The following is a 21,679-nucleotide window of genomic DNA, read 5'->3' as shown; positions in this document are numbered from 1 at the left end:
TTAAACCCATGAGACAGTCCATACTTATAGTCACACTAACATTTTGGCTGGTATTTCATATTAGTGAAGCACAACACTTCCATTTTAAGCAATATTCGTTAGAAGAAGGCTTACCTCAATCGGAAGTTGCTTCGATGGCCGAAGACCAGTTTGGTTATTTATGGGTTGGAACCAATGGTGGCGGGTTATGTCGTTTCAATGGTAAGAACTTTGAGGTCTTTACTAAAAAGAATGGCTTACTCGATAATATTATTCTTGGTTTAGTGCACGATAACAACTACAACCTATGGATTGCCACACCTAAAGGAATTCAAAAATACGATGGTCTTCATTATACATCAGTAATTTCTTCCGACACTACTTTATTTACCGACAATGCAACGTTTTGCGAAACCATTGATGGCAATATATGGTGTTTAGCCAGAATGATTTCTGGCGAACGTCGCTTATATAAAATCAGTGATAATACCATCACCAACATTTCAGAAGAATTTGAAGATGAATTAAAAGACAAAGGCCCTATTTATAAGATATTATCCAATGGTAAAGATGGTTTATTAATCACAACTCCCCGAGAACTCCTGGTTTTACGAAACGACAAGCTAGAGGCATATGATAATAACCTGGTGGCTAAGGATGAACGAGTCGTTCGCTGGCCACTTTTCCGCGATAGAAATAATAACCTCTGGTTAAGCCTATTAAGCTCCAGCCAATCATCAAAACTAATAATACACATTGATGGGAAAGGAGATAAAGAAATTGAAATTCCTGAAAGTATTGATGACCACCTTTTATTAAATGGTTTTCAAGACAGAGAAGGAACCTATTGGTTCACAATAGAACAGGGTGGTGTTGCCAAATTCAATAAAAAATCGGGTTGGCAGATTTTTAACAAAGAAAATGGTCTACCCATTAACACGGTTTACAATTTACATCAGGATGCAGAAGGAAACATCTGGATGGGCACCTTAGGGGCCGGTTTGGTTCGTTATAGTGGCAATCTTTTTTTGTCACTTAACCGCAACAACGGCCTTACCGATGACATCATCCGGGCACTATTCCAGGATTCGAAAGGCACCTATTACTTTGCTGATGGAGAAGGTGGATTTGCTACTCTAAAAGGTAAAAATATTCAACAATACTATCCTGACGATACACCTGATTTAATGGCCATTAAAGATTTTCATGAATTGCCCAATGGTAATATTCTGATGGCAACTATTAATGGTCTTTGGGAATTTAACGGAACATCATTCAAGTCGGTCAATGAACGTTACGGGTGGAAGAAAAGAATTCCATTAGGTAATATCGTTACGCAAAAAGATACCTTCTTCTTTGGAAGCTACCAACATGGGCTTATTAAGAGCTATAAAGGAAAAGCGACATTCTACAACACCTACAATGCCAATATGCAGGATAACACCATTTATCATGTATTGTCCGATAGCAAAGACCGGCTGTGGTTATCAACTTCACGTGGCGTTACTTTGTACAACAAAGGTGTTTTCACACAATTTCTGGAAGGCCAGCAAATAGCTTCCTCCTACATATTACAAGGTGCCGAAGATAAGGCCGGCAACATATGGTTTGCCACTTTTACCGATGGACTTATCCGCTTCGATGGAACAAACTGGATAGTTTTTGACACCGACAAAGGTCTTTCGGGTGATAATATTTACTCGGTTATTGCCGATAGGGATGGTAATATCTTTGCCGGGGCTCAAAGTGGTATCGATAAATTATCCATCTCATCAACCGGTAAAGTATTTGAGGTTATTCACTTCGACAAGCACGATGGCTTTGTAGGAATCGAAAACAATGGTACTGCTAACCTGCTAGATAACGATGGTCACCTTTGGTTTGGTACCATTAAAGGCGCCATGCGCTACAATCCTATGGAAAAGCGCACTAACTTTTCGCCGCCCAACGTTTACATTCGTGACATTGAATTATCATACAAACAACCGGACTGGCAATCAAAAGAGTATGTAGCATCATACGATTCGATTGTACCCTGGTTTGGCATCCCTGATAAGTTAAGCCTGTCCAGCAGCGATAATAATATTTCGTTTAAGTTTGACGCTCTTTGTTACTCTGTACCCGAAAAAATAAAATATTACTGGCGATTAGAACCTCTTGAAACCGAATGGATCGAAGGCACATCAAACACTGTGGCCTACCCATCGCTTCCTTCAGGTGAGTACTCCTTTAGGGTAACTGCCGCCAACAATAGCAATATTCGCAACGAAGAAGGTGCTATCTACGAATTTAGTATTCATCCCGAATGGTATCGAACTACTTCTTTCCGGGCACTCATCATCATGCTGATAATGGGACTATTGGGAGCGCTTGTTATTTCGTGGCAGCAACGAACCAAAGCGCTTCGCTTTGAACTGGAAACACTGATTTCATCCAAAACAAAAGAAATTAACGAGCAAAAAAAGGAGATTGTAAAGCAAAATGAGCAGCTCAAACAGCAAAATGCTAAGATAGAAAAGCAAGCACTGTCAATTTCATCATCGTTAAGCGACTTAGAGAAACTAACAGAGATAGGTAAAATATTAACTGCCAACCTGTCAACCGACAGTATTTTTGACCTGGTTTACAAAGCAGCCAGCGAAATAATGGACACCTATTTGTTTGGCGTTGGTTTATTTGTTCAGGAAACTAACTCGCTTGATTTCAACAACACCATTCTTAATGGTGAACGCATACCTTTTTTAACTTTCCCACTTGATGATGTTGAGCGTTTATCCATACACAGCCTAATCAACGATAAAGAGGTCTTTATCAACGACTTCGAAGTTGAATACAAAAACTATGTGCAGGAGATAAGGCCGGTGCCGGGTGATATAAATAGTCAATCCATCATTTACATTCCGCTTAAAGGCAATGATGCTCCATTTGGTGTTATCACGGTTCAGAGTGCAGAGAAAAGAGCCTATAGCTCGTACCACCTGAATTTCATGCGTAACATCAGCATCTATACAAGTATTGCACTTGAGAATGCACATGCTTTTGACAAGCTGGAAGAACAACGTCGTTCGCTTGAAGAGGTGAATAAAAATGCCTTTGAGCAAAACCAGCTTATTTTGAAACAACAAGCCGATGTTGACCGGCTTAACCAGGAAAACAACCACCTGATTTCGTTATTTACCAAAGAAATTGAACGCCCTATTACATCATCTGTTTCATTGATTAGTAGCCTGAAACAAGAAGATGACATCGACGAAAGCGAGAAAGACGAAGCCTTGCAATACATCTTTGACTCGCTGTGGCACATTAAAGAAATGGTGAACCAGGTGAGCGAAATCAAGCGTCTGGAACAAAGCACTTTTGCTATTAACAAAAGTAAGTTTGCAGCCATTGAATTAATGCGTGAAGTGGTAGCTCAATACGCCGATTTATTGGAAGAAAAAGCGTTATCAATAAAGTGGCAAACAGAAGACGTTATAGTAGAATCGGACTTTACCATACTTGAGAAGATAATATCGAACCTACTATCCAACGCCATAAAATTTTCGCCAGAAGAAACGACTATAACAATGTCAATACAACTAACAGATAATAAACCTGTCATTGGCATTAGTGATCAGGGTCCTGGCATTGAGGAGGATTTAATACCACACTTATTTTCCAAGTATAAAAAACTGGATAGTGGAAGAAATGGTCATACTCCATCATCAGGCCTTGGACTTTATATCGTCAAACGATACGTTGACAACATTGGCGGCCAGATTGAATGCATCAGCCAGGTAGGCGAGGGCACAACTTTTAATGTCATTCTGCCAGAATAATAAAATTGGCAATATTTTTGTTATAACCAGCAGAAAAAATAGACTATGTTTTCACCGGCTTTATTAATCATTTTTATAGGCTTTGCTATCCTTAGCTGGGCTGTTAGTTCACGACTTAAAAGTAAATTCAAAAAATACGCTCAGATTCCTATCAACTATGGCATGACAGGAAAAGAGGTGGCTGAAAAAATGTTGCGTCAAAATGGCTTGATGAATGTGCAGGTTAACTGCGTTCAGGGACGTTTGAGTGACCATTATAACCCGGCTTCAAGAACCATTAACCTGAGTCCGGATGTTTATAACGGACGTAGTGTGGCATCAGCTGCGGTAGCAGCCCACGAAACCGGTCACGCCATTCAGCATGCTAATAGTTATCCGTTTCTGGAATTTCGTTCGGCCATGGTACCCATTCAGAATGTGAGTGCTAAGGTTTTGAACATTATGTTTTACGCAATGATTTTCGGTGTATTTGCCATTGATGGCTTATTAAGTCCGAACCTGGCATTACAAATCATTATTGCCTGTTACGCGGTGTTTACATTATTTGCGTTTATCACCTTACCGGTAGAAATTGATGCCAGCAAGCGGGCATTAGCCTGGTTAAACACGGCCGGTATTACAACCCACGACACGCACGACAAAGCAAAAGATGCTTTAAAGTGGGCGGCTTATACCTATGTTGTGGCGGCTTTATCAGCGCTGGCAACTTTGCTGTTCTTTTTAATGCAGTATCTGGGCAACAGAGATTAAGCTTATACGAATATAATACAGAGCGGAATCTGGTTTTAGGTTCCGCTTTTTTTTTGCGCAGGAAAATCTACCACTTTATGTTTCTTTGGCTAATATTCCACTTCGCCTGATTCATTATCAGCAGTTACTAAAGTCAGAAAATGTCAACCAAAGGCCAGTTCGTATAGCATAACAAACGGGTAAGCTCAACCGAAGACCCGATAATACCAACCAAAGCTTCGGAAATACCGACCTGAGAGCAGGTAGAGTCAACCAGAGCCCAGATAGACTCAACCAGAGTAAAGTTAGAGCCATATAGTACTCCGATAGTCGCAACCAAAGAGTCGATAGAGTCATCTAGTGAGAAATGCTTAGCATCGATAGAACATAATGACGGCACCTAAATGAAAAGCCCCGCATCCAACGATACAGGGATTAAATCTTTTATCTAGTATCTTTCGTCTATTGGTCTATTAGCCATTGACCTAAAGACCTACTGATGATAATAGTTATAATCTTTCAGAACAGTATTTAAAAACTCACGGGATGGTTCCTTCGTTTCAATCTTCATCTTTTTAATAACCACCTCTTTTGTCTTCAGCACCAACGGATGCGGCGCTCCAATGCTATTGTACTGCCGGTCTTTCGAAGCAATTAACAACACTTCTTTAATGGTTTGCAAATCACTATCCGATAACAAGCTCACTTCTGGATATTTGGGTTCATAACCTTCTTCCAACTCTACATAGGCGGTGCCCGATAAACTACCTTTAGGATTGATTTTCAGTACAGTTGTTTTTGCGGCAATATCACCAACCCGTTGACCTTTACCTCCAATTATCACCGTTAACATGGCACACACTCCATAGGTAAAGCTAATATCGACCAAACGAAAAACCCAACGAATAAAGCAGGCTCCAAAATTCAATTCGCCACCATCCAGCTTTACAACACGGATTTTCATCATCATCTTACCAAATGTTTGTCCACTGAGAAATAAATCGCAAAGCAAGTTATAAAATACCACAGGCAACATAATTAACCCCAACCACCATTGCGGTTCAGCATCACTCAGTCCAAATGTGAATAGGCTAAAAACAATACCATAGGCGAGTTTAATAAATCCATCTATCAGATTAGCCGCAATCCGGTCTCCAACACTGGCCAATTGATAATCGATGTCAACATTTTGAGTAGTAGATATGCTTAGGTTTTCCATTCCTTATATACGAAATAGTGATTCTGGTAAAAATGATGTTCAAAAGTAGCAAAATAAGTTTTTTATGTGCAGAAAAATTCATTTATTCGCAATGCTCATACACCTGCCCGATGAAGGAAATAACATTTATCAACCGTAATAAAGCACGCTGGGAAACCTTTGAGCAACAACTCAAAAAACCATCGAAGGTGAACCCTGACAGTCTGGCGGATCAGTTTATTCAACTGACCGATGACCTGGCTTATGCACGAACCTTCTATCCGCAAAGCCATACGCTGAGATATCTCAACAGCTTATCACAGAAAACGCATCAGGAGATTTATCGTAACAAACGCGAGAAAGGCAGTCGCATTCCTTCTTTTGTTAAAACTGAATTACCATTGATTTTACATTCGGCCAGGCCCTATTTCTTAATCTCCCTGGTTGTGTTCATGGCGGCCTGGGCTTTGGGAGTTGTTTCGGCCTTAACCAACGATGATTTCATCCGCATGATAATGGGCAATGAGTATGTGAATATGACACTTGACAACATTGAAAAAGGTGACCCGATGGCTGTGTATGGACAAATGGAAGAAACGCCAATGTTTTTGGCCATCACGCTTAACAATGTCTATGTGTCTTTTATTGTTTTTCTATTTGGATTATTAACGCCGATAGGTACGGTGTTCCAACTTTTCAGAAACGGTGTAATGGTAGGTGCTTTCCAGGCATTCTTCTATCAAAAGAACCTGTTAGGCATCTCAACATATACTATATTGATTCACGGCACATTAGAACTTTCGGCCATAGTACTGGCAGGTGGTGCAGGCATCATCCTTGGTAAATACTTATTGTTTCCGGGCACCTACCCTCGAAAAGAATCTTTTGTATATGGTGTGAAAAAAGGCATCAAAATAATGCTCGGATTAGTGCCGGTATTTGTTGTGGCAGGTTTTATCGAAGGATTTGTTACCCGCCATTACAACACCATGGAGCACTGGATTAATATTTCGATAATTGGGTTATCACTCATCTTTATCGTGTGGTACTTTTTTATTTATCCCGAGTTAGTTTACAGAAAGTATAAAGCAGCAAAAAATAATTAACAATGCAGTTAAAACAGGAGCTAATATTGAGCGAAAAACGCGATTTCAGTGATGTACTGAACGCATCTTTCCGCTTTATTCGTCAGGAATTTAAACAACTATACGGACTGATTATTCTATACACCATCGTGCCATTAATTGGCTCGAGTCTTATGGCCGTGTTTTATACAACCGACGTGTGGCAAGTATATTTTAACGGCTTGCTAAACAATACACCAGACATTGAAACACCTAACTTCTGGATGTATGGTTTGATGATGCTCATTAACTTTATCTCCTATACGCTAATTGTTGGCATCACCTACGAATACATGGCCATGTATAACAAGTATGGTCGCGGTAATTTCAGCACCAGCGATGTAGTCAGAGCATTGGGGAAAGATTTCTTCCCTATCATTGGCTACAATCTGATTGCAGGTATCGTATTGATGTTTGCGTTTATGTTCTTTCTGATTCCGGGCATCTATATGTCGGTGCCTTTATCAATGATAATTATTGTAAAAACAGTAGAACGCAATGGTTTCTCAGTTAACTGGGGCCGTTGTTTTAAACTGATTAAAGACAACTGGTGGATTACTTTTGCTATTATTTTAGTAGCCTACCTGATTATTATGATGTCATCGATGGTATTTGCCATGCCTTTGGCTTTCTATGGAATGATTCAGGGAATAACAACATTGCAAAATGGAGCTACTGAGGTTAATACAGTAGCGATGGGCATCTTCTCGTTAATTTCAACGGTGGGAGGCTACTTACTTTATGTCGTATTCTATGTTATTATCGGTTTCCAATATTTCAGCCTGAGCTCCACAGATGGTTCTAAGGGCATTATGGATAAGATTAACCAAATTGCCACTTCAGGCGAAAATCAAGCTTAAGATATGAGATTGTTAAGGCTGCTCCTATTATCAGGCATTCTGTTGATTTCTTTGCTAATAAAGGCAGAGAATGGAACGGCTGTGTCGGATAGTATTGAAGCCTGGGACAACAGCAAAGTTGATTATCGCACCCCATCTGCCGATACCATCGCTTATTATCGGGCTTTGCCAGAGTATCAATACGATTTGGCTAAAGAGCCCGAGTCTGTTTTTTCGAAGATACTTCGATGGCTGGCCTCATACCTAACAGTAAGTGAAGGAGGAGCCTCAGCCTTAGGCTGGTTTCTAATTATTGCCGCAGTGATTGCACTGTTATTTTTAATAATAAAATTGGCAGGTATTCCCATCAAAGGCCTATTTGTGTTTTCGCGATCCACCAAAGTATCGCAACTTAATTTCGGACAGCAAAATACGGATATTGAAGAACAGAACCTTGATAACATGCTGAAGGTGTTTATCAACAACAAAGCCTATCGCGAAGCAACACGCGTTTTATTTCTTCAGGCTTTACGTTCGATGCACCGTAAAGGCTTTATTCAATGGAATGCTTTTAAAACCGACCGCCAATATTATTTCGAGTTAAAAGAAGAGCATCTTAAAACATCCTTCCTCGACATCATCAGAAACTATGAATTTATGTGGTATGGAAAATTCGAGATTACAGAAACAGAATTTACACGACTGAAGGAAGGTTTTAATCAGTTTATTAATGAATTGGAAAAAAGGAAAGCAAGCTGATGGGTAAACGTTCCGGAAATATAACTGTGATTGGCGTTCCGTTACTGGTGGTTATAGTGGCTTTAGTACTGGCTTACTCTCCCAAACCCATCGACTGGAGTTTAAGCTATTCGAAACAAGACACCCAACCCTATGGTAGTAAATTGTTGTTTGACCTATTACCAACGCTTATTACAACTGCCGATATTAAAACATCACATGGTCCTGTTCACGAATTTTTTGATGAGACTACAGAATCATCCAATCTGGTAATAATTAACAAAGGCTTTTACCCCGAACCTGCCGATATTGAGAAGCTGGAAGAGCTGCTTTTTGAAGGTCATCATGTGTTTATTGCTGCTCAGGATTTTTCGGATAATGTAAAGGACTGGCTGAATATCGACTATCACCAAAGCATTAGTTTTAATACTGAATTTCACGACTCTATCAGCTTCAACTTGGCTAATAGAAAGTTACAGAAACCTCTTGGCTATTGGTACAAAAAAGGCATTACAAATAATTACTTTAATTCATACGATACACTTCAAACATCGGTACTAGGCATTAACAACAGCGGAAAAACTAACTTTATCCGTATCAAACAAGGTGAGGGTTGGCTGTATATCAACCTTAACCCGCAAGCCTTTACCAATTATCAGTTGCTAAAAGATGATAATGCCGATTATGCGTTTAAGTGCCTTTCGTATCTGCCCGATGAAACCATCTTGTGGGACGAACATTATAAAATAAAAAACAAACACCTACCCAAGTCGCAGCTCAGTTTTATCCTTAATCGTCAACCATTGCGTCTGGCATGGTATGTATTGCTGATAGGCATTGTCATCTTCTTTTTATTTGAGTCAGCTCGTCGCCAACGAGTTATCCCTATCGTGAAACCCCACATTAACAGCACGGTTACTTTTATCGAAACCATTGGACGATTGTACTTTAGTCGCAAAAACCATTTGGATATTGCTCAAAAGCGTTTCAGCTATTTGCAGGAGTATATCCGTTCAAAATATTATATCAACACCTCTGATATGAATGAGGATCTGTTTCAGCAACTGTCTGAAAAATCGTCCCTTCCTATCCGAGCCATCCGACAATTATTTGAATTGGGCGAGAACCTGAAAAACAGGCAACAAATCAGTGAAGAAGATCTGGAGCAGTTTAACAGGCGCATCGAGTTCTTTTATGATCAGTGTAGATGATAAATTTAAGACTCAATACCAAAGATTAAAGACAATACAACAAGTAATACAAAGCATATGGACCAACAGACTCAAACACCATTTGAAAATCGCTTACCACTGGAGGAATTAAATCATTCGGCATTTCGTATCCGCAGCGAAATCAACAAAGTAATAGTTGGACAGGAGAAAATACTGGACCTGCTGTTAACAGCTGTTATTGCCAATGGGCACGTATTGATTGAAGGTGTGCCAGGTGTGGCTAAAACCATGATGGCGAAGCTATTGGCTAAATCTGTATCTTCCGACTTTTCGCGCATTCAGTTTACGCCCGACCTAATGCCATCGGATGTGTTGGGTACCATGGTGTTTAATACAGGTAAATCTGAGTTTGAGTTTAATAAAGGTCCTATTTTCTCTAACCTGGTATTAATCGACGAGGTGAACCGTGCCCCTGCCAAAACCCAGGCCGCTTTGTTTGAGGTAATGGAAGAACGCCAGGTGACTATTGATGGTACAACACGCCCGATGGCACCACCGTTTTTAGTGATGGCGACGCAAAACCCCGTTGAACACGAAGGTACCTATCGCCTGCCTGAAGCCCAACTCGACCGTTTCTTGTTTAAGATTAAAATTGACTATCCGAATCTGGAAGAAGAAGTATCGATATTAGCCAATGCGCAGCAGCGCGAAGACAAAGATGAATTGAGCCAGATAAATTCGGTTATTAGCGGCGAAGAAATTGTGAAGTATCAGAATATGGCAGCAAAGGTGATTGTAGAAGATGATTTATTACGCTACATCGCCCAAATCGTGGAAAAAACCAGAAGCCATGCAGCATTATTTTTGGGTGCCAGTCCGCGTGCATCGCTGGCCATATTAAATGCAGCCAAAGCTTTTGCGGCACTTGAAGGACGCGATTTTGTTACTCCAGATGATATTAAAATGGTGATAACACCGGTATTGAATCATCGCGTGATATTAACACCTGAGAAAGAGATGGAAGGTGTAAAGCCTGAAATCATTATCCAGCAGATTGTTGACTCTGTTGAAGTTCCACGCTAAGCTTTGCATAAATGAGTTTCAGAATTAGAAATCATGCTTATTTTACTCCATTGTTCTTCTATGCAATGGCCGCTGTTATATTCCTGTTGGCATTAGGGCAATTTGGTGCGTTCTTTTTCCAGATAGGCTTAATGGCGCTGGGCTTATTTATTCTGCTCATTTTAATCGAGTGTTTGTTGCTGTTTGTTAAACCTCAAACAAGTTTTAAAGCCAGGCGTTTTCTCGATGAACGCTTCTCAAACGGTGACCAAAATGAGGTAACCATTTCATTGACTAACCACTTTCCATTTCCGGTCTCTGTATTAGTCATAGATGAATTACCTGTACAATTTCAGCAGCGTGATTTCTCTTTAAAATATAAACTTAAATCGGGAGAGTGTTATTCTCAAAGTTACTCACTTCGTCCGGTTGAACGTGGAGAATATTGGTTTGGCTCTTTAAATGTATTTATCAAATCGCCTTTGCGCTTGCTTGAGCGACGACTTCGTCATGACGCTAATGCCTCTGTAAAAGTGTATCCGGCTTTTAAAGAGATGCGCCAGTTTGAGATGATGGCCATCTCGAACCGCTTAACCGAGGTAGGCATTAAAAAAATTCGCCGCATCGGTCATCAAATGGAGTTTGACCAGATACGCGAATACACCAATGGCGACGACTATCGCACCATAAACTGGAAAGCCACAGCCCGCAAAAGCAACCTGATGGTGAACCAATACCAGGACGAAAAGTCGCAACAGGTCATCTCCATCATCGACCTGGGACGTACCATGAAAATGCCCTTCGAAGGCATGACCCTGCTTGATTATGCCATCAACTCCGCTTTGGTATTATCAAAAATTGCCATGCTGAAGCAAGATAAAGCCGGGCTGATTACGTTTAATAACGAGGTACGCACCATTGTAGCTCCGCAACGCAACAGCAAACAGATGCAGGTGATAATGGAGTCGTTATACAACCAGTCGACCTTATTTGAAGAGCAAAGCATCCAAGCGCTATACACCGCTGTTCGCCGAAAAGTTCACCAGCGCAGTTTATTGGTTTTATACACCAACTACGAAAGTTTAAGTGCAGCGAAACGGCAGCTACCAATGTTACAAAAACTGGCTCACGACCATATGGTGGTGGTTGTATTTTTTGAAAACACGGAACTAAAAAGTATTACCAATCAAAAAGCAAGCGATATTGAAGGCATCTACATCAAAACCATCGCTGAAAAGTTTGCCTACGATAAAAAGCGCATTGTGCTGGAATTAGAACGCTATGGTATTCACTCAGTGCTCACTGCTCCAGAAGATTTAACTGTGGAAACCATTAACAAATACCTTGAGTTAAAAGCTAGAGGATATATCTAAAAATCAATTAGCTCTTTAATAAAAACACCCCTCCACTTAATGTCATTTTAGCATTATATGTCATCCCCTATTACTTCTTTATTTCTCTATTTTGACGAACAGTAGATTTTTGGCGATGATTATTCGATAAACTTTGAGCTATCCGCTTATTTTTCTTACACTTTAACAAAAAAAAGCGCCTAACTTTATACGTGTGAAAATCATCCGGTTTGTCCAATTAATGAAAGGTTAACGAAAGGCTAATTTGGCCTTAACCAATCAAACCAGACAGAAGCTAACTTTGCACCTATTACTAACTTATTTGAAGAAGCAGAAAATGCGAGTATTTAATTCAACACTTTACGGTTTTCCCGAGAAAATAGAGCTTGATGATGTTGTTGACAAGGAATTAATCTCGTTAATGACCAAGACAAGCATCAATCCCGAAGACTTTTACCTGACGGGATATGAGACGATAAGCTTTAAGCGAACGCGTGAGTTTGCCCTTGAAACAGTCATTTCTTCTGTTATCCCCTTCGACAAAGACTTATTAATTGTCGCCAATAATTCAGACGACCTTCATATTCAGAAGCTGTGCAATCTATACGGGGTTAACTCGACCATCGTGGCGTTACCCACTTCCGAGGATGAACTAGAAGCGGCTATTTCAGCGTTTCAGCAGCAGTCTGTTTTTTCACACATACTGGTATCGAGCGACGTTAACCAGCCCGAGGGAAAAGAGCTCATCAGGAAGTTGGCCAACCAATTGAGCAAGACATCCATTAAAATGATTGTACATTGCCGACGTGGTCCCATGGACCTTAGCGAGGTGAGCGATTTAAATATTGCCTATATGGTTAGCAATGGCCTGAGTAGTTTTATCAGCTCGGTTGTTATAGCGCGTCGTAGTCAACTGGTACAAACAGAAGGTATTTCACGCAACAGCAATTTTGACCTTTATAATTATTGGCAAAAAACACTATACGGACGAAAATCGGGCATTAAACCCATGGCTGTTTAAGGCTTAATTTAAGATAATGACAAAGTCGCCCCTTAAGGCGGCTTTTTTTTGTTAACAGGCTGTTAGCTATGCGTTAATGTACTTTTACCCGCCTGTTTATCTTTCGAGTATCTTTTAAATCACTTAACATCCAGTTACCAAACAAGTTCTATCATTGTCAAATAATATTTGATTGATAATGAGTAAGAACAAAACACAAGTGAGAAAGGTGGAGGCGGCTGTTATTTCAGACACACACCTGGGTACCTTCGGATGTAAAGCCAAAGACATCTTAAACTACCTGCAGAGTATATCAACGCCTATCCTGGTATTAAATGGCGACATCATTGACATCTGGCAATTCTCCAAGTCCTATTTTCCTAAGTCACATCTCAAGGTCATCCGTCAAATTATTAAAATGATGGAAAAAGGCACCCATGTGTATTACTTAGCAGGCAACCACGATGAGCACCTGCGACGTATGATTGGCTTAAAAATGGGTAACCTGAGTATTGAAAATAAGCTCGTACTCGAAATGGACGGTCAAAAAACCTGGCTTTTCCACGGCGATGTTTTTGATGTGTTTATGCACCACTCCAAGTGGCTGGCCAAGCTGGGAGCTGCAGGATATGGCATCCTTACCATTATTAATCGGTTTGCCAACCTGGTTCTTTCAACATTCCGGCTTAAGAAAGTATCGTTATCGGGCGATGTTAAAAAAGCCATTAAAAAAGGCAAAAACGATATCACATCACGGTTTGAACATACAGTGTCGAACCTGGCTATCGAGAAAAAATACGATTATGCCATCTGTGGTCACATCCATTGGCCCGAGAAGAAAATCATCAGTAACAACCATGGTTCGATGTGTTACCTCAACAGTGGCGACTGGGTCGAAAATAATACGGCCCTTGAATATTACGATGGCGACTGGCATCTATACAAACATATTAATAATGACGCTAGGGAAGAAACAGCTTCAGAAGAAGAAATGCTGGTAGGTGATGATTTCCTCATCCCCAATCACAAGGTCTTGTTTAGAACAATGGTTAACGATGTTATTAACAGCTAATATGATTTTATCCTTTTGCTAAGAACACCAGTTGCATTACTCGTGATTTTAGTGATTTGATACAATCATGCATCAGCATAACAAAAACACCTTATCATGAAAATCCTTTATGCAATCCAGGGAACAGGCAATGGGCATATTGCACGTGCTTTCGATGTTATTCCGCACCTTCAACGTCATGGCGAAGTGGACTTATTAGTGAGCGGCATCCAATGTGATATTAAGCTACCATGGGCCATCAAATATCGTTTCTATGGCTTAAGCTTCATCTTTGGCAAAAACGGCGGTGTCGATTTGAAAGAAACCCTGTTAAAGTTCAGGCCGCATCGTTTACTCAAAGAGATTTACTCGGTTCCTGTTCATCAATACGATTTGGTTATTAACGACTTTGAACCGGTGACCGCCTGGGCCTGCAAATTCCGTAATGTCAAATGTGTGGCACTTAGTCATCAGAGCGCTGTATTGCATCCTGAGGCTCCCAAACCCGAGGTGAAAGACCTGATGGGCCGGGCCATATTAAAATACTATGCCCCGGTTAGCACGGCACAGGGTTTTCATTTTAAAACGATGGGCGAAACGGTCTCAACGCCGGTTATCAGAGATGATATCCGTTGGTCGAAAAAAACGGACAAAGGACATTATACGGTGTATTTACCATCATACTCCAATGATAAAATCATTGCTATCCTGTCACAGTTTCCACAAATCGAGTGGCAGGTGTTCTCCAAGCATTCAAACACAGCCTTTCAGGCGGGTAATGTTCACATCAATCCGGTCAACAAGGAGCAATTCACCAAAAGCTTTGTGAGCAGCAAAGGTGTGCTGTGCAATGCTGGTTTTGAAACACCGGCAGAAGCATTGTTTTTAGGTAAAAAACTTTGTGTAATACCGATGAATGGTCAATATGAACAACAATGCAACGCGGCCTTCCTGGAATCGATGGGTGTGACCAGGCTGAACAGCTTTTCCAGGGAAATCCACAAAATACAAGCATGGCTGGCGTCTGATGAGCATTTACAGGTCAATTATCCCGACAATCTATCGGATGTAGTTGATGAAATGATTTACAGTCAGCTGCCACAAACATATCCTCAGCTGGCCATTAGCTAATAGCCAGTTGAATGACTCCTAAATAAACATTTATGAATCAATTATCCGTCAGCAGCTTTGAAGAGCTGGGCTTTCGCCTGCCATCCAGTGCCTTATTAAAAAAGGCCCTCTTCTCCTGGCTGCGCATCAATAGAATAAACGAACTGCTGGGCGATGAAGCTCTTCAAACAAGTGGTATTCACTTTATCGACGGCTTGTTTAAAAAACTTAGCATACGATACAATATCTCGGAGGAAGATTTAAAAAACATACCAACAAATCAGCCTTTTATCATCCTATCCAATCATCCGTTTGGCTTTTTAGATGGCTTAATAATGATTCATCTGATTGCCCGCATACGGCCTGACTTTAAAGTACTGGCCAATTTCTTCTTAAAGCAATTCGGAGCCTTGGATGATTATTTTATCGATTTAAACCCTTTTGAAACCAACAGCGCCCAAAACTACCGGGGCATGCGCCAGGCCTATCAAAACCTGAAAGCCGGCAGTCCGGTTGGTTTGTTTCCGGCAGGCGAAGTGGCAACGATGCAAAAAGGCCTTTCTAAAATAGAAGACCGCGCCTGGGACATCAGTATCATTCGTTTTATACTGAATGCTAATGTTCCCATCATCCCCTTGCATTTCGAAGGTAACAACAGCCTGTTTTTTCACCTGATTGGTAAGCTACACCCCGGTTTGCGCACATTATCCATTCCTTCGGAGTTTCTGAAGAAAGAAAACAAAACGGTTAATCTTCGGATTGGCCGGGCCATTCTTCCATCGGAGCTGAAAGAGCTGGATAATATTGAAAAGGCAGGACGTTACATACGAACCACGCTTTATGGCTTAGGCTCCAAAGTAGATGTAAAGCCCTATTTCAGGAGAAAACCTGTGGCACCAAAAGCCGATGAAGCCATCATCGAACCCATTCCTCAGGAGCAATTGCAGCAAGAGTTTAATCAGCTGAAGCACAACGAGGGCTTGCTCTTTAGCAAATCGAACTACGAAGTGTACCTGGCCAGGCACAACCAGATACCTCATATTCTGAACGAGATTGGCCGCCTGCGCGAAATCACATTTCGTGAAGTGGGCGAAGGCACGGGTTTATCCCTCGACATAGATGAGTTTGACCTGTATTATCAGCATTTAATTGTCTGGGACAGGCAGCAGCAACTGATTGTTGGCTCATACCGATTGGGGCAGGGCGATCAGATTCTTGAACAATACACCTCGAAGGGCTTCTACACCAACAGCCTGTTTGATATGGACGCTGCTTTTGACCCCAAACTATCTCAAACATTAGAGTTGGGGCGTTCCTTTGTTGTTCGGGCTTTTCAGCAAAAACCCTTACCGCTATTCCTTTTGTGGCAGGGCATCTTGCACTTTATCAAACGCCATCCCCAATATCGCTATATCATGGGACCGGTAAGCATCAGTAACGATTTTTCGCGTTACTCGAAGGATTTGCTGATTGCCTTCATTAAAAAGTACCATTTCAACCATGAACTGGCACAACTGGTCAAACCTAAGAAACGCTTTGTGGTCAAAACAAATAAAGAAGATATTGAAGTGGTGCTGGAGAAGAGCGCTGCCGACCTTCAGAAGTTGGATAAATACATTACCGGCATCGAACCGGGTTATATGAAGATTCCGGTTCTGTTGAAGCAATACATCCGTCAGAATGCGAAAATCATCAGCTTTAATGTGGACCCGAATTTTAATAATTGCCTGGATGGACTGATGGTGCTGGAGATAAAAGATTTACCAGAGGAAACCTTGAACTTTTTAAATAAATAGGACTTATTTTCTTCGCAAGTTCTGGTACATGTAGCGCAGTTGGGTCTTTTCATCCGTAAAAGGCCCTTCTTGCTGTTCAAGCAGCCACTCATTCCTATTTAGTTCTGGAAAAAAAACAGTTGCTTCCTCAAAGCTGTGCTCAATAACCGTCAGGTAAAGTTCCTGCGTTTGTGTTAAAAAGGTCTTGTAAATCTCACCGCCGCCAATAACAAACACTTTTTCATCTCCTTCACAAATAGCCAGTGCTTCATCAAGCGAGTGTACCACATCAGCACCCGGAGCCTCATAACCAGCCTGTCGAGTTATCACCACGTTACGACGCTTAGGCAACGCTCCTTTGGGCAAAGCTTCAAAGGTTTTTCGTCCCATCAAAATGGTATAGCCGGTTGTTAATGCTTTAAATCGCTTTAAGTCGGCCGATATATAAGCCAGCTGGTCGTCGCCTTTGCCAATGCCATTGTTTTGGTCAATGGCCACAATCATGGATAGAGTCATACAAATAAGATATTAGATCGCTACGCTAACAGACTATTAGCAGCTTGTGATAAAATTTTCAGATGTATTAAACAGAGATAGCGCCTTTGATGTGTGGATGCGAATCGTAGTTAACCAACTCAAAATCCTCAAATACGAAATCGTCAATATTAGTTCGTTCCGGATTGATTTTAAACTGCGGTAGTGATTTTGGTTCTCGTGTTAACTGCAGCTTCACCTGCTCAATATGGTTCAGATAAATGTGCGCATCGCCCAGAGTGTGTACAAATGTTCCAGGTTTTAAACCACACACCTGCGCCACCATCATGGTTAAGATAGCATACGAGGCAATGTTAAACGGCACTCCCAGGAAGATATCGGCACTACGCTGATAGAGCTGACAGCTCAATTTTCCATCGGCCACATAAAACTGAAATAAAATATGACAGGGTGGCAGTTGCATATCGTCTATGGCTCCCACATTCCAGGCACTCACAATATGACGTCGTGAATCAGGATTGTTCTTAATGCTTTCAATCACCTGCTTTATTTGGTCGATGTGCCCGCCATTATAATCGGGCCACGAGCGCCACTGGTAGCCATAAATTGGTCCTAACTCACCATCTTCTTTGGCCCATTCGTTCCAGATACGCACCCCATTATCCTGCAAGTACTTAACATTGGTACTTCCTTTTAAGAACCACAGCAATTCGTGCATGATGGACTTCAGGTGTAACTTTTTGGTGGTTAATAAGGGGAAGCCTTCGCTTAAATCGAAACGCATCTGGTGCCCGAAAACACTGATTGTTCCAGTTCCTGTTCTGTCTTCCTTTTTAAATCCTTCGTCCAAAACCCGGTCAAGGAGGTCTAAGTATTGCTTCATTGTATCGTTCTATTTGGCGGTGATAAGCACATGGCAATAGAGATGCCAGTGCTTTAATCTGTTCAACAAACAACTGAATCAACAAGCTTGTTCGCTGGCTTAAAATTGAATGTAAAAATAGAGAAATTATTAGATTTGAGCAGGTGACTTTGAGTTAAAATCTCGGCAATCACGTTTAAAGTTTCTATGCCCATTATGTCAGTTCAAGCCGCTATGGCTTTTACTTTTCTCCTACAGGCGAGAAAAGTAAACAAAAGAACCCGCCGACGGGTTTCTCGCTTACCCATCAAGGTATTGTTGATGTGAAATAAAGAACTCGCTTCGCTCAAACAGCTTTATTTCTTTACATCAACTTCAACCGATGGGTTCCCAAGCTGCGAAACCTAAGTCGAAAGCATACAAAAAAACATAGCGTCGTTTTGAATAAAACGTAGTGACGATTTTATAAAAACATGCTGACGTTTTTGGCAAAACTTAGTGATGTTTTTAATCGCCCTTGCTACAAGATGATTTTCAATCGGTTAATCTGCCTTATCAGGCACTAATTCAAGACTGGTAACAATGGGATAATGATCCGACAAATCCACGTTGAGGCGCTTGAAGTTATAAGACTCGAACTGTTTGTCGTGGAAGATAAAATCAATGCGAAAGGATGGCAGTGGCCCGTTATAGGTTCCTCCAAAACCTTGCCCGGATTCAACGAAGGCATCTTTTAACTGGCCCCTCATTTTTCGATAGACATATGACACCGGCGTATCGTTAAAATCGCCACACACAATGGCCGGATACGGTGAGTTATCAATATACTGTCCAACTGTCTCGGCTTGTGAAGCACGATTTTCGAAAGCCGTACTCAACTTTGTTGTGATGGCCTTTATCTTTTCATTACGCTCCTGCTCATTCTGGAAATTAAGACTATCCAAAAAGTTGAGTTGCTGACGGCTAAACTTAATTGATTCCAGGTGATTATTAAATACACGAATACGCTGATCACCAACCTTAACATCGGTGTAAATACTAAAATTGCTGGTCTGCTCAAATTTGAGGCTATGCTTCTCAACAATAGGGTATTTGCTTAAGGTAATCAGGCCAAAATTGCGATTCCCTCTTTTACCAGAGCGATATTCGATGTGCTTATAGCGAAACTGATTCAAACGGCGCAGAATATAGTTTTCGTTATAGGCTTTATTGTTTTTAGCGGTAAAAAACTCCTGCAGACACAGTACATCGGGGTTTTCTTTCCGTATTAAATCAAAAATCTTCTCATTTGTATTGTCTCCAATCCACTTATAGTAATCAAGCATTCGGGCATTAAAACTCATCACTTTAAGCGGCTGGTTAAACCCATTTTTATCAAGCTTTTCGCCCTTCCACTGAAAGGTATGTTGCCATTGCCCCCAGGTAATTAAAATAGCAATAAGCGGAATAAGAGACTGCCAACGACGCTTGACCAACCAAAAGGCAAATAGTACAAAATTGATAACCCAAAGCAGCGGAAAGATATAACCAATAAAAGCCAATACAGATGTATGAGCAGGGCTGATGTATGCTGTTAATACTGAAAACAGCAAGGTTCCTGCAGCAATCAGGCTGATAATGGTGACTATTGATTTAAAAAATCGTCGTAACAAGGTTGTTTATTTACTGGCGTCAAACAATGTTTGCTTCTCGTCCTTACTCAAACTATCGTACCCACTCACTTTTATCTTATCAAGTATTCTATCCACTTCTTTTTGCTTATCAACCTTTCTGGAATTAAACTCCATATCGGTCATTGGTCGGCGATGCGTTACTTTCAGCTTCGATTTGGGTTTGAAAATATTTGCCAAACCATCCATCATCCGGTTAAAACCAAGGGTCATATCTTTACCTGATGACACTTGTCCTCCGTAAAGAAAACCAAATGCAGCCCCACCCAGATGTGTTATATATCCTCCTGTATTCGACAACTGAGGAATACTTATCAAGTCAATAATCAGAGCCACTAAAGCCACATACTTTAAAGGCACAGCACCAAAAAACAAGAGGTAAATCTTATGGTTGGGTGCATAACGCGCTATTGCAAACAAAATAGCTGTCACCGAACCAGATGCGCCCATTAAAATGGCATACGGAACTTGCTGCTGAAACACAGGAATCAAGTTATAACTCACTAAATAGAATACTGTTCCTGATAATCCGCCGAGAATATATACACCTAACAATTGGCGTGGATTTAAAAACTCAAGAAAGATGCGTCCAAACCAATACAAATAGAGCATATTAAACAAGATGTGCAGAAAATCGTAATGCACAAACATGTAGGTAATCAGTGTCCAGGGTTTAAAAAGGAGATGCATTAAATCGGCCGGCACCGACACCCACTCTAATAATGGATAATCACTGGCGCTGCCCGAACCTGACGAAAAACTAAAAAACACTTGCAACAAGCGAATCACCACAAACACCCCAATATTAATGTAAATCAATTTGGTGAGTGCACCTCCCTGGCGGTACGATTGTTTTATTTCATCAAGTATTCCCATAATATTAAGCGGATAACTTCTAGCCTAAGCCATTAGCAATTTATACAAATTATATCGAACGTCCTTAAATCATACATCCTAAATCCCCTTCTTATCCCAATATTTAATTAAGATAAAACCAAAAATCATTCCGCCCAAATGTGCCCAGTGTGCCACGTTATCCATCGAAAAGTTAGCCACACCAAGAAACAGCTCTGCCACACCATAAATCGCTACAAAGTATTTTGCTTTTATCGGGATAGGAGGAAATAGCAACATCAGCTCAGTATTAGGAAACAACATTCCGAATGCCAGCAAGATACCAAACACAGCGCCTGAAGCACCAACCATGGAACCATTCAATACAAAATTGAAATTGGCCATATCAGGATTTGTAAAATTCTTGTACTGACGAAGCGCTGCTGCTCCTTGTTCATAAACAATCGCGATTTGCTCCTCTGTCAATAAGGAGATGGCGTTATTATAATCGATGTATTTGAACAATAACTGAATAACTGCTGCTCCAACACCTGTAATAATGTAGTACAGGAAAAACTTTTTGGGTCCCCAGTAGCTTTCCAGAACACGCCCAAACATAAACAAAGCAAACATGTTAAAGAACAAATGCATAAAGTCGGCATGCATAAACATGTAAGTTCCGAACTGAGCCGGATGGAAATTTTCTGAGGCTGGAAAATATAATCCTAAATAATTACTTAAATCGAACCCCAAAGAGGTACGCAGCACCCAGGTAGCCAGTAAAAACAGGGCATTAATAATCAGTAAATTCTTGGTCACAGGTGGTAAACCTGCCAGAGGTGATGGACGGTAGTTCATCTTTTATATTTTT

18 protein-coding genes are annotated in these 21,679 nt (G+C 40.9%); 12 read left to right on the top strand and 6 right to left on the bottom strand.

What is annotated here, in order from left to right; translation table 11 throughout:
- Positions 1 to 8: 8 nt before the first annotated feature.
- On the top strand, positions 9 to 3,797 hold the full coding sequence (locus J1N10_RS02525; RefSeq protein ID WP_262325103.1) for a sensor histidine kinase: 3,789 nt from the start codon (positions 9 to 11) through the stop codon (positions 3,795 to 3,797).
- 45 nt (positions 3,798 to 3,842) lie between these two features.
- Complete coding sequence (locus J1N10_RS02520; protein WP_262325102.1) at positions 3,843 to 4,547, top strand: zinc metallopeptidase; 705 nt, start codon at positions 3,843 to 3,845, stop codon at positions 4,545 to 4,547.
- A 472-nt stretch (positions 4,548 to 5,019) separates the two neighbouring features.
- Here J1N10_RS02520 and J1N10_RS02515 read toward each other — a convergent pair whose 3' ends face one another.
- Positions 5,020 to 5,745 (bottom strand): RDD family protein, encoded by a 726-nt coding sequence (locus tag J1N10_RS02515; protein WP_262325101.1) that lies wholly within the window; start codon positions 5,743 to 5,745, stop codon positions 5,020 to 5,022.
- A 110-nt stretch (positions 5,746 to 5,855) separates the two neighbouring features.
- Between J1N10_RS02515 and J1N10_RS02510 the strand changes: the two genes are divergently transcribed.
- The 10 genes from J1N10_RS02510 to J1N10_RS02465 all read left to right on the top strand — a co-directional run bounded on the left by J1N10_RS02510 (position 5,856) and on the right by J1N10_RS02465 (position 16,968).
- The gene (locus J1N10_RS02510) at positions 5,856 to 6,830 is read left to right on the top strand and encodes a stage II sporulation protein M (protein WP_262325100.1); all 975 of its coding nucleotides are present in this window, start codon (positions 5,856 to 5,858) and stop codon (positions 6,828 to 6,830) included.
- Positions 6,831 to 6,832: 2 nt separating this feature from the next.
- Positions 6,833 to 7,708 (top strand): hypothetical protein, encoded by an 876-nt coding sequence (locus J1N10_RS02505; protein WP_262325099.1) that lies wholly within the window; start codon positions 6,833 to 6,835, stop codon positions 7,706 to 7,708.
- A 3-nt stretch (positions 7,709 to 7,711) separates the two neighbouring features.
- A complete protein-coding gene (locus tag J1N10_RS02500; RefSeq protein WP_262325098.1) occupies positions 7,712 to 8,446 on the top strand; it encodes a hypothetical protein in 735 nt (244 codons plus the stop codon).
- The gene (locus J1N10_RS02495) at positions 8,446 to 9,636 is read left to right on the top strand and encodes a DUF4350 domain-containing protein (protein WP_262325097.1); all 1,191 of its coding nucleotides are present in this window, start codon (positions 8,446 to 8,448) and stop codon (positions 9,634 to 9,636) included. The genes J1N10_RS02500 and J1N10_RS02495 overlap by 1 nt, the downstream gene beginning before the upstream one ends.
- A gap of 57 nt (positions 9,637 to 9,693) precedes the next feature.
- Complete coding sequence (locus J1N10_RS02490; protein ID WP_262325096.1) at positions 9,694 to 10,680, top strand: AAA family ATPase; 987 nt, start codon at positions 9,694 to 9,696, stop codon at positions 10,678 to 10,680.
- Between the two features lie 11 nt (positions 10,681 to 10,691).
- Entirely contained in the window at positions 10,692 to 12,032 is a 1,341-nt protein-coding gene (locus J1N10_RS02485; protein WP_262325095.1) for a DUF58 domain-containing protein, read from the top strand.
- A 316-nt stretch (positions 12,033 to 12,348) separates the two neighbouring features.
- Positions 12,349 to 13,032, top strand: coding sequence for a hypothetical protein (locus tag J1N10_RS02480; protein ID WP_262325094.1), 684 nt, complete (start codon positions 12,349 to 12,351; stop codon positions 13,030 to 13,032).
- Positions 13,033 to 13,210: 178 nt separating this feature from the next.
- Positions 13,211 to 14,083 carry a UDP-2,3-diacylglucosamine diphosphatase gene (locus tag J1N10_RS02475; protein ID WP_262325093.1) on the top strand — a complete coding sequence of 291 codons (873 nt, stop codon included), beginning with the start codon at positions 13,211 to 13,213 and terminating at the stop codon, positions 14,081 to 14,083.
- Between the two features lie 96 nt (positions 14,084 to 14,179).
- Positions 14,180 to 15,193: a glycosyltransferase family protein gene (locus J1N10_RS02470; RefSeq protein WP_262325092.1), complete on the top strand. Its 1,014-nt coding sequence runs from the start codon at positions 14,180 to 14,182 to the stop codon at positions 15,191 to 15,193.
- Between the two features lie 32 nt (positions 15,194 to 15,225).
- A complete protein-coding gene (locus tag J1N10_RS02465) occupies positions 15,226 to 16,968 on the top strand; it encodes a lysophospholipid acyltransferase family protein (protein ID WP_262325091.1) in 1,743 nt (580 codons plus the stop codon).
- Between the two features lie 3 nt (positions 16,969 to 16,971).
- Here the strand turns inward: J1N10_RS02465 and J1N10_RS02460 are convergent, their stop codons facing one another.
- From J1N10_RS02460 to J1N10_RS02440, 5 genes are all read right to left on the bottom strand, one after another.
- Entirely contained in the window at positions 16,972 to 17,463 is a 492-nt protein-coding gene (locus J1N10_RS02460) for a dihydrofolate reductase (RefSeq protein WP_262325090.1), read from the bottom strand.
- 67 nt (positions 17,464 to 17,530) lie between these two features.
- Entirely contained in the window at positions 17,531 to 18,325 is a 795-nt protein-coding gene (locus J1N10_RS02455; protein ID WP_262325089.1) for a thymidylate synthase, read from the bottom strand.
- Positions 18,326 to 18,846: 521 nt separating this feature from the next.
- Entirely contained in the window at positions 18,847 to 19,956 is a 1,110-nt protein-coding gene (locus tag J1N10_RS02450) for an endonuclease/exonuclease/phosphatase family protein (protein WP_262325088.1), read from the bottom strand.
- A gap of 6 nt (positions 19,957 to 19,962) precedes the next feature.
- A complete protein-coding gene (locus tag J1N10_RS02445) occupies positions 19,963 to 20,850 on the bottom strand; it encodes a rhomboid family intramembrane serine protease (protein ID WP_262325087.1) in 888 nt (295 codons plus the stop codon).
- Between the two features lie 78 nt (positions 20,851 to 20,928).
- Positions 20,929 to 21,666: a rhomboid family intramembrane serine protease gene (locus J1N10_RS02440; protein ID WP_262325086.1), complete on the bottom strand. Its 738-nt coding sequence runs from the start codon at positions 21,664 to 21,666 to the stop codon at positions 20,929 to 20,931.
- Positions 21,667 to 21,679: the final 13 nt, after the last annotated feature.

Source organism: Carboxylicivirga litoralis, from assembly GCF_025499605.1.
Classification (GTDB): Bacteria; Bacteroidota; Bacteroidia; order Bacteroidales; family Marinilabiliaceae; genus Carboxylicivirga; species Carboxylicivirga litoralis.
This window is presented reverse-complemented; position numbering and strand designations above follow the sequence as displayed.

Bases quoted from the DNA above. Each gene is read 5' to 3' on its own strand.
- J1N10_RS02525 (WP_262325103.1), top strand. From the start codon at position 9: ATGAGACAGTCCATACTTATAGTCACACTAACATTTTGGCTGGTATTT.
- J1N10_RS02520 (WP_262325102.1), top strand. From the start codon at position 3,843: ATGTTTTCACCGGCTTTATTAATCATTTTTATAGGCTTTGCTATCCTT.
- J1N10_RS02515 (WP_262325101.1), bottom strand. From the start codon at position 5,745: ATGGAAAACCTAAGCATATCTACTACTCAAAATGTTGACATCGATTAT.
- J1N10_RS02510 (WP_262325100.1), top strand. From the start codon at position 5,856: ATGAAGGAAATAACATTTATCAACCGTAATAAAGCACGCTGGGAAACC.
- J1N10_RS02505 (WP_262325099.1), top strand. From the start codon at position 6,833: ATGCAGTTAAAACAGGAGCTAATATTGAGCGAAAAACGCGATTTCAGT.
- J1N10_RS02500 (WP_262325098.1), top strand. From the start codon at position 7,712: ATGAGATTGTTAAGGCTGCTCCTATTATCAGGCATTCTGTTGATTTCT.
- J1N10_RS02495 (WP_262325097.1), top strand. From the start codon at position 8,446: ATGGGTAAACGTTCCGGAAATATAACTGTGATTGGCGTTCCGTTACTG.
- J1N10_RS02490 (WP_262325096.1), top strand. From the start codon at position 9,694: ATGGACCAACAGACTCAAACACCATTTGAAAATCGCTTACCACTGGAG.
- J1N10_RS02485 (WP_262325095.1), top strand. From the start codon at position 10,692: ATGAGTTTCAGAATTAGAAATCATGCTTATTTTACTCCATTGTTCTTC.
- J1N10_RS02480 (WP_262325094.1), top strand. From the start codon at position 12,349: ATGCGAGTATTTAATTCAACACTTTACGGTTTTCCCGAGAAAATAGAG.
- J1N10_RS02475 (WP_262325093.1), top strand. From the start codon at position 13,211: ATGAGTAAGAACAAAACACAAGTGAGAAAGGTGGAGGCGGCTGTTATT.
- J1N10_RS02470 (WP_262325092.1), top strand. From the start codon at position 14,180: ATGAAAATCCTTTATGCAATCCAGGGAACAGGCAATGGGCATATTGCA.
- J1N10_RS02465 (WP_262325091.1), top strand. From the start codon at position 15,226: ATGAATCAATTATCCGTCAGCAGCTTTGAAGAGCTGGGCTTTCGCCTG.
- J1N10_RS02460 (WP_262325090.1), bottom strand. From the start codon at position 17,463: ATGACTCTATCCATGATTGTGGCCATTGACCAAAACAATGGCATTGGC.
- J1N10_RS02455 (WP_262325089.1), bottom strand. From the start codon at position 18,325: ATGAAGCAATACTTAGACCTCCTTGACCGGGTTTTGGACGAAGGATTT.
- J1N10_RS02445 (WP_262325087.1), bottom strand. From the start codon at position 20,850: ATGGGAATACTTGATGAAATAAAACAATCGTACCGCCAGGGAGGTGCA.
- J1N10_RS02440 (WP_262325086.1), bottom strand. From the start codon at position 21,666: ATGAACTACCGTCCATCACCTCTGGCAGGTTTACCACCTGTGACCAAG.